Annotated in this window: 10 protein-coding genes; 2 read left to right on the top strand and 8 right to left on the bottom strand. The window is 70.5% G+C overall.

Annotated elements, in window-relative coordinates; genetic code table 11:
* Window positions 1-16: 16 nt before the first annotated feature.
* From AC3CCI_RS11795 to AC3CCI_RS11760, 8 genes are all read right to left on the bottom strand, one after another.
* The gene (locus AC3CCI_RS11795) at window positions 17-574 is read right to left on the bottom strand and encodes an MOSC domain-containing protein (protein WP_354593186.1); all 558 of its coding nucleotides are present in this window, start codon (window positions 572-574) and stop codon (window positions 17-19) included.
* 91 nt (window positions 575-665) lie between these two features.
* The gene (locus tag AC3CCI_RS11790) at window positions 666-1,763 is read right to left on the bottom strand and encodes a substrate-binding domain-containing protein (RefSeq protein WP_488627311.1); all 1,098 of its coding nucleotides are present in this window, start codon (window positions 1,761-1,763) and stop codon (window positions 666-668) included.
* Window positions 1,764-1,874: 111 nt separating this feature from the next.
* Window positions 1,875-3,242, bottom strand: coding sequence for a multiple monosaccharide ABC transporter permease (gene mmsB, locus AC3CCI_RS11785; protein ID WP_354593188.1), 1,368 nt, complete (start codon window positions 3,240-3,242; stop codon window positions 1,875-1,877).
* Window positions 3,239-4,789, bottom strand: coding sequence for a multiple monosaccharide ABC transporter ATP-binding protein (gene mmsA, locus AC3CCI_RS11780; protein ID WP_354593189.1), 1,551 nt, complete (start codon window positions 4,787-4,789; stop codon window positions 3,239-3,241). Before mmsA ends, mmsB begins: the two co-directional genes overlap by 4 nt.
* Window positions 4,790-5,134: 345 nt before the next feature.
* A complete protein-coding gene (locus AC3CCI_RS11775; protein WP_354593190.1) occupies window positions 5,135-6,154 on the bottom strand; it encodes a LacI family DNA-binding transcriptional regulator in 1,020 nt (339 codons plus the stop codon).
* 88 nt (window positions 6,155-6,242) lie between these two features.
* Window positions 6,243-7,622, bottom strand: coding sequence for an MFS transporter (locus AC3CCI_RS11770; protein WP_488627310.1), 1,380 nt, complete (start codon window positions 7,620-7,622; stop codon window positions 6,243-6,245).
* 134 nt (window positions 7,623-7,756) lie between these two features.
* Window positions 7,757-8,911, bottom strand: a complete 1,155-nt coding sequence (locus AC3CCI_RS11765; RefSeq protein WP_354593192.1) for a cystathionine gamma-synthase — start codon at window positions 8,909-8,911, stop codon at window positions 7,757-7,759.
* Window positions 8,912-9,008: 97 nt separating this feature from the next.
* A complete protein-coding gene (locus tag AC3CCI_RS11760) occupies window positions 9,009-10,373 on the bottom strand; it encodes a cystathionine beta-synthase (protein ID WP_488627309.1) in 1,365 nt (454 codons plus the stop codon).
* 248 nt (window positions 10,374-10,621) lie between these two features.
* Here AC3CCI_RS11760 and AC3CCI_RS11755 point away from each other — a divergent pair, with 248 nt between their 5' ends.
* Both AC3CCI_RS11755 and AC3CCI_RS11750 read left to right on the top strand, forming a co-directional pair.
* The gene (locus tag AC3CCI_RS11755; protein WP_488627308.1) at window positions 10,622-11,296 is read left to right on the top strand and encodes a thioredoxin-like domain-containing protein; all 675 of its coding nucleotides are present in this window, start codon (window positions 10,622-10,624) and stop codon (window positions 11,294-11,296) included.
* A gap of 26 nt (window positions 11,297-11,322) precedes the next feature.
* Window positions 11,323-12,030: a DUF305 domain-containing protein gene (locus AC3CCI_RS11750; protein WP_488627307.1), complete on the top strand. Its 708-nt coding sequence runs from the start codon at window positions 11,323-11,325 to the stop codon at window positions 12,028-12,030.
* Window positions 12,031-12,036 lie beyond the last annotated feature (6 nt).

The following is a 12,036-nucleotide window of genomic DNA, read 5'->3' as shown; positions in this document are numbered from 1 at the left end:
CGGGTCGACTGGTCGCCTAGGAGGCGCGCAGCAGTCCCGGCCCCACGCGCAGCACCCCGTCGGTGAGCGGCTCGCACCGGACTCCCCCGCGACCCCGGAGCGCCCGGAAGGCGCCGACGCCGAACACGACGTCCATCCAGGCGCAGGGGTTCGCCGCCCGGTTCGCCCGGAACGCCACCGGGCCGTCGCCCGTGTCGAGGTCGAACTCGTGCCCGACCAGCGCGTCGACGTCGACTCCGCGGACGACCACGTTGCGGCGGGTCAGGGCCGCGTCGAGCGTCGTGCCGTCCGGCAGGCCGAGCTCGCGGGCGACGTGCTCGAGCTGCTCGGCGGCGAACAGGGTGACCGAGGCGCCACGGTGCGCGGGGGCGTTGAAGTAGCGGTCGCCCACGATGCCGAGGTGGGCACGCACGGTGACGGCGTCGTGCCGCTCGGGGCCCGTGACCGGAGCCGGGGCCGGGCCGTCGGCGGGGCGCCCGACGTAGCGGGAGCGGGGCGAGGCGAGCAGCAGCTCGACGGTCACCGGCGTCGCGGACGGCACCCGCGCCTCCTGCGCTTCTCCCTCGGTGGCCACGGACGCACGATACCGCCCACCGACGACGACGGCCGGGCACCCCTGGTGGGGTGCCCGGCCGGTGCCGGTGCCGCCGAGCGGCGGCGGGGTGCTACTTGGTGAGCGGCTCGAGGGTCGTGTCGTTGGCGTACGCCTCGGCGGCGTTCTCCTTCGTCACGATCTGGGGCGGCAACAGGTAGGCGGGGACGACCTTGTTGCCGTTGTCGTACGACTTGTCGTCGTTCGTCTCGGCCTTGTCGCCCTTGCTCAGCGAGGTGACCATCGCGACGGCCTGCTTCACGAGGTTGCGGGTGTCCTTGTTGATGGTGGAGTACTGCTCGCCGGCCATGATCGACTTGACCGACTCGACCTCGGAGTCCTGACCGGTGACGACGGGGATCGGCTTGCCGGCCTGCTTCACCGAGGTGATGATGGCGCGGGCCAGGGTGTCGTTCGGGCTGAGGACGCCGTCGAGCTCCTTGTCGCCGTAGGTGCTGGTGAGCAGCGAGTCCATGCGGCGCTGGGCGTTCTCGGGCTTCCAGCCGTCGGTCGCCGTCTGCTTGATGTCGGTCTGACCCGAGGCGACGACGAGCGTGCCGTCGTCGATCTTCGGCTGCAGGACGCTCATCGCACCGTCGAAGAACACCTTCGAGTTGGCGTCGTCGGACGAGCCGGAGAACAGCTCGACGTTGTACGGGCCCTCGGCCTTCTTGGCGGCCATGCCGTCGAGCAGGGCCTGACCCTGCAGCTCGCCGACCTTGTAGTTGTCGTACGCGACGTAGTAGTCGACGTCGTCGGTGTTGAGGATCAGGCGGTCGTAGGCGATGACCACGGCGCCGGCGTCGTGGGCGGCCTTGACCTGGGTGCCGAGCTGGCCACCGTCGGCGGCGCCGATGATGATGACCTTGGCGCCCTTGGTGACCATGGACTGGATCTCGTCCTGCTGGTTGGCGACGGTGCCGCTGGCCGCTGCGTACTGCACGTCGGGCTTGAAGCCGGCGTCGGTGAGGTCCTTGGTGAACAGGTCACCGGCGAGGACCCAGTTCTCGCTCGTCTTGGCGGGCAGGGCCACGCCGATCGTCGAGCCGGACTCGAAGCCCGAGGCCGCGTCGCCCGAACCCGCGTCGGTGCGGGCCGAGTTCGAGCAGCCGCTCAGGATCAGCGTCGTTGCTGCGGCGACCGCGAAGGTCGTCAGCGCGAGTTTGCGCATGCTGTGTCTACTTTCTCGTTGTGAGGGGTGGTGCCGTGTGGTCGCCCGCGGTGCGGACTCCCGGTGGAGGCGCGTCCGACCGTCGATGGACGGGCGCGCCGGGTGGTGGGTCTAGTTGGGCGTGGTGGCCTTGGGCCGCTGCACGTCCGAGAGGTCGCCGTTCGGGGTGAGGGCGGGCTCGGTCGTCTCGGCGTCGCGGCCGACGCCGTTCTGGCTGCCGGGCGGCAGGTCGGACGCGGCGACGCCGTTCTTGTCGCGGCGCAGGCCCCGGGTGAGGAACCCGGTGATCGAGGGACGACCCTGGCTCTTGTTGTAGACGTCGACGGCGACGGCGATCAGCAGGACGAGGCCCTTGATCATCTGCACCTTGTCGGAACCGACGCCCATCAGCTGGAGGCCGTTGTTCAGGACGGCGATGACGAAACCACCGACGATCGAACCGGTGACGGTGCCGATGCCGCCGGCGACGGCCGCACCGCCGATGAAGACCGACGCGATGGCGTCGAGCTCCCAGTTCAGGCCGTCCTGCGGGCCGGAGGCGCCAGCGCGGGCCACGTAGATCATGCCGGCCAGGGCGGCGAGCACCGACATGTTCATCATGACGAAGAAGTTGATCCGCTTCGCCTTGACGCCCGAGAGCTCGGCGGCGTGCGAGTTGCCACCGACCGCGTAGATGTGGCGACCGAAGATCGTGTTCTGCGTCACGAAGCCGTAGACCAGCACGAGCACGCCGAGGATGATGCCCGAGATCGGGAAGGACGTGCCGACCCGGCCGCCCGCGAACAGCGTGGCGGCGTAGGCGACGATGGCGACGAGCACGACCAGCTTGACGGCGCTGACCCAGAGCGGTGCCCGCTCGGAGCCCATCTTCTGCTGGATGCGGCGCAGGCGGAACTCGTTGTAGACGATCGCGACGATGATGACGAGGCCGAGCAGCAGGGTCGCGTTGTTGTAACCGGTGTTCGGCCCGAACTCGGGCAGGTAGCCGGCGCCGATCACGGTGAAGCCGTCGGGCACGGGGATGGTGTCGGCGTTGCCCACGAACTGGTTGGCACCGCGGAAGAGCAGCATGCCGGCGAGCGTGACGATGAACGCGGGGACGCCGACGTAGGCGACCCAGAAGCCCTGCCAGGCGCCGATGACGACGCCGACGACGAGGCCGAGCAGGATCGCGGCGCCCCAGGGCAGACCCCAGCTGTCCATCGCCTTGGCGACGACGATGCCGCTGAAGGCGGCGACCGAGCCGACCGAGAGGTCGATGTGGCCGGCCACGATGACCATCACCATGCCGATGGCGAGGATCAGGATGTACGAGTACTGGCTGACCAGGGCAATGAGGTTCGTGGGCTGCAGGGTGAGCCCGTCGGTCAGCACCTGGAAGATCAGGATGGCCACGACGAGCGTCGCGATCATGCCGAACTGGCGCGCGTTCGACGTGTTGCCGCCGAACACCTTCTTCAGGTCTTTGATGCCACTCATGCGGCTTGCTCCTTCTTCTTCGAGGTCATGGTTCGCATGAGCGTCTCGGCGTCGGCCTCTGAGGCCTCGATCTCGTTCGTGACGGTGCCCTCGAAGATCGTGTAGATGCGATCGGAGAGCCCCAGCAGCTCGGGCAGCTCGGACGAGATGACGATCACGCCTTTGCCCTGTGCCGCGAGCTGGTTGATGATGTTGTAGATCTCGAACTTGGCGCCCACGTCGATGCCGCGGGTCGGTTCGTCGAGGATGAGCAGGTCGGGGTCGGTGAACATCCACTTCGCCAGGACGACCTTCTGCTGGTTGCCGCCCGAGAGCTTGGCGACGCCCTCGTCGACCGTCGGGGTCTTGACCCGCAGGCTCTTGCGGTACTCCTCGGCGATCGAGTGCTCTTCGTAGGTGTTGACCACCGACGCCTTCGAGATCTTGGTCAGCTTGGCGGCGACGGTCGAGCGCTTGATGTCGTCGAGCAGGTTCAGCCCGAGCACCTTGCGGTCCTCCGACACGTAGGCGAGGCCGTTGTCGATCGCGTCCGAGACGTTCTTGATCTCGACGGTCTCGCCGTCCTTGACGATCTGACCCGAGACGAACTGCCCGTACGACCGACCGAAGATGCTCATCGCGAGCTCGGTGCGACCCGCGCCCATGAGGCCGGCCAGGCCGACGATCTCGCCCTTGCGGACGGTGATGCTGGAGCCCTTGCAGACGAACCGCTCGGCGGTCTGCGGGTGGCGCACCCACCAGTCCTTGACCTCGAAGAACACCTCGCCGATCTTCGGCGTGCGGTCGGGGAACCGGCTGGCCAGGTTGCGGCCGACCATGCCGCGGATGATGCGGTCCTCGTTGACGCCGTCGGCCTTCACGTCGAGGGTCTCGATCGTGCGGCCGTCGCGGATGATGGTGATCGAGTCGGCGATCGCCTCGATCTCGTTCAGCTTGTGGCTGATCATGATCGACGAGATGCCGCGGCCCTTGAGCCCGCGGATGAGGTCGAGCAGGTGCTGCGAGTCCGCCTCGTTCAGGGCCGCGGTGGGCTCGTCGAGGATCAGCAGCTTGACGTTCTTGTTCAGTGCCTTGGCGATCTCGACGAGCTGCTGCTTGCCGACGCCGAGGTTCTTGATGGCGGTGTCGGGGTCGTCCTTCAGGCCCACGCGGGCGAGCAGGTCGATGGCCTTCGTCTTGGCGGCGCGCCAGTCGATGGCACCGAAGCGGGTCGGCTCGTTGCCGAGGAAGATGTTCTCGGTGATCGAGAGCTCGGGGATGAGCGCCAGTTCTTGGTGGATGATGACGATGCCCTGCGACTCGCTCGAGCGGATGTCGCGGAAGCGCATCTCGTCGCCCTGGTAGACGATGTCACCCGAGTACGTGCCGTAGGGGTAGACGCCCGAGAGCACCTTCATGAGCGTCGACTTGCCGGCGCCGTTCTCGCCGCAGATCGCGTGCACCTCACCGGCGCGGACCTGCATCGAGACGTCGTCGAGCGCCTTGACGCCCGGGAACTCCTTCGTGATGGAGCGCATCTCGAGGATGACGGGGGACTCAACGCCCATGCGGGGCACCCCCGGGGATGTGGCTGCTCGCGAGCTGTGCGCTCGACGTCACGGCACTGGGCACGTCGTCCTCGACCTTCGACCTCGTCGTCGTCCGACGGAGACGTGCTCCGGCGGGCATCCTGCTGTTCGTCGTCGCCGTGCGGGGCCCGAGCGCGGAACCGGCGTTCGTTGCCCGGCCCGCGAAATGTGACCGTTCACACCGCGACTGGAGCAAAGCTAATCCTGAGAGGGGGTCGTGTCAAATGCCGATGCGGATCCGTTATCGAAGCCGGTCCGCGTGACGCCCGCCGCGCCTCCTCGACCCGGCCGGCACGCCCTCGCCCGCCGGTGCGGGCGGGTGCGTCAGAGGAACCAGGGTCGCGAGGTCGACCCGCGCACCACGAGTTCCGGCGGGATCAGGGTGCGGTCGACGACCGTGCCGCCCTCGAGCTCGGCGACGACCAGTTCGACGGCCCGTCGGCCGATCAGCGCGAAGTCCTGCCGGACCGTCGTGAGCGGTGGCCACAGGTGCGGCGCGGTCGGCGAGTCGTCGAAGCCCACGACGCTGACCTCGCGCGGCACGTCGACGTCGGCCTCGCGGAACGCGTGCAGCAGCCCGACCGCCATCAGGTCGTTGGCCGAGAAGACCGCCGTGAAGTCCCGCCGACGCAGCAGCTCCTGCCCGGCGACGTACCCGAAGTCGGCGGTCAGGTCACCGAGGATGGGCGGCTCGATCGACAGCTCGGCCTCGCCCATCTCGAAGAGGAAGCCCTGCATCCGCTCGTCGGCCTCGATCCAGTCCTGCGGGCCGGCGACGTGCACGATGTGCCGGTGGCCGAGGTCGATGAGGTGCCGGGTGGCGAGTCGGGCCCCCTCGAACTGGTCGACCGACAGGCTGTGCGCCCGCGCACGCTGGGTCGAGTCGAGCGCCACGATCGGCACGTCGAGGTCGAGCTCGTCGATCACGTCGAAGAACTTGCGCTGCGGGGCGATGACGATGATCGCCTCGACCGCCTGGTTCGTGAGCAGCTGCAGGCTCGCCCGCACGTCGTCGGACGCCGTCGTCGTGCTCGCGATGCTCAGCCGGTACCCGGCGGTGCGGGCCTCGACCTCGATGGCGTTGACGATGGTCTGCGGGCCGAAGTGCACGTTCTGCAGGGTGAGCACCCCGATCGCCTTCGACCGGCTGGTCACCAGCGCGCGCGCGGCCTGGTTCGGCCGGTAGCCGATCTCGTCGATGACGTCGAGCACCTTCTGGCGGGTGCTCGGCCGGATGCTCGGGCTGTCGTTGAGGACGCGCGAGACGGTCTGGTAAGACACCCCGGCGAGGGCGGCCACGTCGCGGATGTTGGGAGCACGCACCTTCTCGATGTCAGGCTTCACCGTCGCTCCGTCGCTCTGTGACCGCGCGATGTGACCGTACACATCGTCGTCCGGAGACCATTATGCATTCATCCGGCAGGAGGCGCGGTCACCGCCCTCGGGGCACCGCCCGGCCACTGAGGGCGAGCGCCAGCAGGGCGACACCCGTGCCGACGACGAAGCAGGCGACGAACGCGATCGGGCTCGACGCCCCGCCCAGCAGCCCGAACGCGGCCCCGGTCAGCGCCAACGCGACGGCCGACCCGGTGGAGTCGGCGATCGTGAGGGCGGAGCTGTTGAACCCGCGCTCGGCCTCGGGCGAGAGGGCGAGCACGAGCACCGAGAAGCGCGGGTACATGAAGCCCATGCCGAAGCCGGCGACGGCCCAGGTGGCGATCAAGGCGGCCGGGGGCAGGTGGAACAAGGGGGTGAGCGCGGCGACGACGACGCCGAGCACCACGAGGACGATGCCGACCCGGATGCCCGTGCGCTGCCGGACCCGGTCGCCGAGTCGTCCCTGCACCCAGCTGGCGAAGGCCCAGCCCAGCGCGCCGAGGGTGAGGGTGACGCCCGAGGCGGAGGCGCTGAAGTCGTATTCGGCCGAGAGCATGTAGGGGATGTAGACCTCGCTGCCGAGGAAGGCCGCGCCGACGAGCCCGCGCAGCAGCACGAGCGTCGGCAGTCCGGGGGCCGCCCGCAGCGTGCCCCGGGGCAACAGCGGCCGGAGGGCCACGGCGAGCACGACGACCGCCACCACGATGACGACGACCGTGAGCCAGGTCGGGAACTCGGAGACCAGGTTGAGCGCCAGCACGCCGAGCGCGGCGCCGACCGACCAGAGGATGCGCCCGATGCTCCAGGCGACGCGCCGAGCCCCCTCGGCCACCTCGGGCGGCGGGACGCGGCGCAGGCTCGGCAGGATCGCGAAGAACGCGGGGACCGCCAGGGCGAGCGCCCCGAGGAAGACCCAGTGCCAGCCCACCGCCTCGGCGACGACGCCGGCGACCAGCGGCCCGACGAGCCCGGGCACCACCCACGCGGCCGCGAAGCCGGCGAAGATCGACGGGTGCAGGCCCGGCGGGTAGAGCCGGGCGACCATGACGTAGAGGCCGACGATGACCGCGCCCGAACCGACGCCCTGGACGAGGCGGCCGAGCAGCAGCACGACCATGTCGGGGGCGGTGCCGACGACGAGCAGTCCCACGGCGAACATCAGCATCGACGCGATGACGACGACGCGGGGCCCGCTGCGGTCGGCCCAGTTGCCGGCGACCACCATGCCCACGAGTCCCGAGGCGAGCGGAGCGGCGAAGCTCAGCGAGTACAGCGCCTCGCCGTCGAGCTCGCGGCTGATGATCGGCATGATCGTCGTGACGGCGAGCGACTCGAACGCGGCGATGCCGATCAGCGCGCACATGCCCAGCGTGGCCAGGCGGTACCGGCCGCTGAGCACGCCCTCGGGGCGGGTGCTCACGGCGACGTCGGACATGCGTCGAGCCTAGGCCGAGCCACCGACGTCGGGCGTCGGCCGCAACCGGACGCGCGGGACGGCACGGGACGGGACGAGGAGGCGCGGTGCGGGCCTCCCCCGCACCGCGCCTCCTCGGGCTGCCGCGACGACGCCTAGGCGTCGAGGCGCGCGAGCGCCTGGGTGACGTCGCCGAGCAGGTCGTCGACGTCCTCGATGCCGACCGAGAGCCGCACGATCGTGTCGGGCACCTCGAGCTCGGTGCCGCGCACCGACGCGTGGGTCATCTCGCTCGGGTAGCCGATCAGCGACTCGACGCCGCCGAGGGACTCGGCGAGCTGGAAGATCTCGGTCGACTCGGCGAAGCGTCGGGCCGCGGCGCCGCCCGCGGCGAGCTGCACCGAGAGCATGCCGCCGAACGCCCGCATCTGGCGCGCGGCCAGCTCGTGCCCGGGGTGCGACTCGAGCCCCGGGTAGTAGACCCGCTCGACGGCCGGGTGGCCCTCGAGGGCCCGGGCGATGGCGAGCGCGTTCGACGAGTGGCGGTCGAGGCGCACGCCGAGGGTCTTGATGCCGCGCACGGTCAGCCAGGCCTCCATCGGCGCCGACACGGCACCGACCCCGAACTGCACGAAGCCGACCTTCGAGGCGAGCTCGTCGTCGCGCACGACCACGGCCCCGCCGACGACGTCGGAGTGTCCGCCGATGTACTTCGTCGTCGAGTGCACCACCGCGTCGGCCCCGAGCGAGAGCGGTTGCTGCAGGTAGGGCGAGGCGAAGGTGTTGTCGACGACGACGACGGCACCGGCCGCGTGCCCGATCTCGGCGAGCGCCGCGACGTCGCTGATCTTCATCAGCGGGTTGCTGGGCGTCTCGACCCAGAGGACGGCCGTCGGGGCGGCCTGCACGGCCGCACGCACGGCGTCGAGGTCGCTCATCTCGACGGTGTCGAGCGTCACGCCCCACGGCACCCAGACCCGGTTCACCAGCCGGTGCGTGCCGCCGTAGACGTCGTTGCCCATGACGATGCGCGAACCCGGCGCCAGCACCGAGCGCAGCAGGGCGTCCTCGGCCGACAGCCCGGAGGCGAAGCTGAAGGCCGCCGTGCCGCCCTCGAGGTCGGCGAGCAGGGTCTGCAGGGAGTCCCGCGTGGGGTTGGCCGAGCGGGCGTACTCGTAGCCGCCGCGGAACCCGCCGATGCCGTCCTGCACGAAGGTGGAGGACTGGTAGATCGGCGGCACGACCGCGCCGGTCGTCGGGTCGAACTCCTGACCGGCGTGGATCGCGCGGGTCGAGAAACCGTGGGTCATGGGGTGTCCTTTCGAGGGGGACGGGTGCGGCGAGGCGGGAGGGGAAGCAGAGGAGGCGCGGGTCGGGTCGCGGGGCCGGGTCGCCCCGGCCGACCGCTCACGACGACAGGAAGGCCAGCACGTCCTGGCGGGTGACCACGCCGACCGGTCGCCCGTCGTCGGTGACGAGCAGGGCGTCGACGGACTCGAGGGCGGTGCGTGCCGCCGAGACGGGCTCGTTGACGCCGATCAGCGGCAGCGGGTCGCCGAGGTAGGCCGAGACGGCGTCGCCCATCGTCGCCCCACCGCGGAAGATCGCCTCGAGCAGGGCCTTCTCCTCGATGGCGCCGACCACCTCGCCGATGACGACGGGCGGTTCGGCCGAGAGCACCGGCATCTGCGAGACGCCGTAGGTCTTCATGATGCCGATGACGTCGTGGACGGTGTCGGACGGGTGCGCGTGCACGAGGTCGGGCAGCTGACCGGTCTTGGACGCGATGAGGTCGCGCACCGAGCGCTCGTCGTGGCTGACGCCGAAGCCGTACGAACGCATCCAGGCGTCGTTGAAGATCTTGCCGAGGTAGCCGCGCCCGCTGTCGGGCAAGAGCGCGACCACGACGTCGTCGGGGCCGAGCTCGCGGGCGACGTCGAGGGCGGCCGCGACGGCGAGGCCCGACGAGCCGCCGACCAGCAGCCCCTCCTCGCGGGCGAGGCGACGCGTCAGCTCGAACGAGCGGGCGTCGTCGGCGGCGATGATCCGGTCGACCACCGACGGGTCGTAGGCGGCCGGCCAGAAGTCCTCGCCGACGCCCTCGAGCAGGTAGGGGCGGCCGGTGCCACCGCTGTAGACGCTGCCCTCGGGGTCGGCGCCGACGACCTGCACCGCGCCTCCGGACACCTCTTTCAGGTAACGGCCCGTGCCGCTGATGGTGCCGCCGGTGCCCACGCCCGCGACGAAGTGGGTGATGCGACCGTCGGTGTCGCGCCAGATCTCGGGGCCGGTCGTCTCGTAGTGGCTGAGCGGTCCGTTGGGGTTGGCGTACTGGTTCGGCTTGAACGCCCCGGGGATCTCGCGGGCCAGCCGGTCCGAGACGCTGTAGTACGACTCGGGGCTCGTGGGTTCGACGGCGGTCGGCGTGACGACGATCTCGGCGCCGTAGGCCTTCAGCACGTTGCGCTTGTCGTCGCCGACCTTGTCGGGCAGCACGAAGACGCAGCGGTACCCCCGCTGCTGGGCGACCAGGGCGAGCCCCACTCCCGTGTTGCCGCTCGTCGGCTCGACGATGGTGCCGCCGGGGCCCAGCAGCCCGTCGCGCTCGGCGGCGTCGATGATGCGGGTGGCGATGCGGTCCTTCGACGACCCACCCGGGTTGACGTACTCGACCTTGACGAGCACGGTCGCCGTGATGCCCTCGGTCACCTTGTTGAGCTTGACCAACGGGGTGTCGCCGATCAGGTCGAGGACGGTCTCGGCGTACTTCACGGGGATGCTCCGGTTCTCGCGCGGCCCTCGTGGGGCTCGGCGCAGGTCGACGACTCGGGTGGCCGGGCCGACCGCTGCGGCCTGGCCGGACCCGTCGTCCGAGTCTACCGAGGGGGTCGTGCCGTGTGACGGCCGCGTGACGCCGTCCGCCCGACTGGCACGCGCCTCCCAGGCAGTCGTGAGAGAAAATGGATGACGCATCTACGATCTGGTGCGTCCCGACCACCTCCCCGACCCAGAGGACACCCGTGGCCAGCAGCGACAAGCCGACCGACAAGCCCACCGTCAAGCAGCAGCGCGACGCCCGACGCCAGGAGAAGGTCGCCGAGCTCAAGCGGCAGCAGGCCCGGGCGAAGCGCAACCGGAGGATCGGCATCGTCACCGCCTCGGTGGCCGGCGCGGCGGTCGTCGCGCTCGTCGTGACCTTCGTCGTGACGAGCGGGCAACCCCGCCAGGACCCCCAGGCCATCGAGGTGGACGGCGTGAAGACGTACTCCGACCTCACCGCCAACCACGTGGGCGGCACCGTCGACTACGCGATGACCCCGCCGGCGGGTGGCGACCACAACCAGGTCTGGCTCAACTGCGGCGTCTACACCGAGCCGGTGCCGAACGAGAACGCCGTCCACGACCTCGAGCACGGCGCGGTCTGGTTCACCTACGACCCCGAACAGGTCAGCGAGTCCGAGATCGAGGCGCTGCGCGACTTCGCCCCCGACACCTACGCGGTCGTGTCGCCCTACGAGGGCCTCGACTCGCCGATGTACGTGTCGGCCTGGGGCGCCCAGCTGCCGTTCTCGAACGTCGCCGACGACGAGGCGACGGTCTCGGACTTCGTCACCAAGTACTGGAAGTCCACGAACGCCCCCGAGCCCGGCGCCCCCTGCACCGGCGGCGTGGACGGCACCGGCAAGATCGCGTGACCGCGGCGGGCCGTGACGACGGCGACGTGACAGACGAGGCGACGCCGACCCGCGCCTCCTCGGGTCGTCGGCTGCGCCTGGTGGTCGCGGGCGTCCTGACGGTCGCGATCGTGCTGCTCGTGGGCGTCGCCCTCGGCCGGCTCAGCTCGCCGAACCCCCTCACGCCCGGCACCGACAGCGTCGAGGCCGGCTTCTCGCGCGACATGCAGGTGCACCACGAACAGGCCGTCCAGATGGCCATGATGGTCCGAGACCGCACCGACGACCCCGACGTGCGCTCGTTGGCGTACGACCTGGCCCTGACGCAGTCCCAGCAGGCCGGGCAGATGTACGCCTGGCTCGAGCTGTGGCGCGTGCCCCAGGCGCCGTCCGAGCCGACCATGACGTGGATGACCCGACCGACGCTCGACGGCGACTACGGCAGCCACCACATGACGGGCGACGGAGGCGCGGGCGGCTCGGCGACGCCGGTCGCCACCCACGAGCCCGGCGGTCGCATGCCGGGGCTGGCCACCGACGAGCAGCTCGCCTCGCTCGACGCCGCCCGGGGGGTCGAGGCCGAACGGATCTTCCTGACGCTGATGATCGCCCACCACGAGGGCGGCATCGAGATGGCCGACGCGATCCTGGCCCGCAGCGAGGTGCCGCAGGTGCGGGCCTTCGCCTCGGGCATGGTGCAGACGCAGCAGAGCGAGGTCGAGGCGATGCAGGCGATGCTCGCCGAGCGGGGCTGACCCGCC

The sequence above is a fragment of the Frigoribacterium sp. CF331 genome, assembly GCF_057787905.1.
This window is presented reverse-complemented; position numbering and strand designations above follow the sequence as displayed.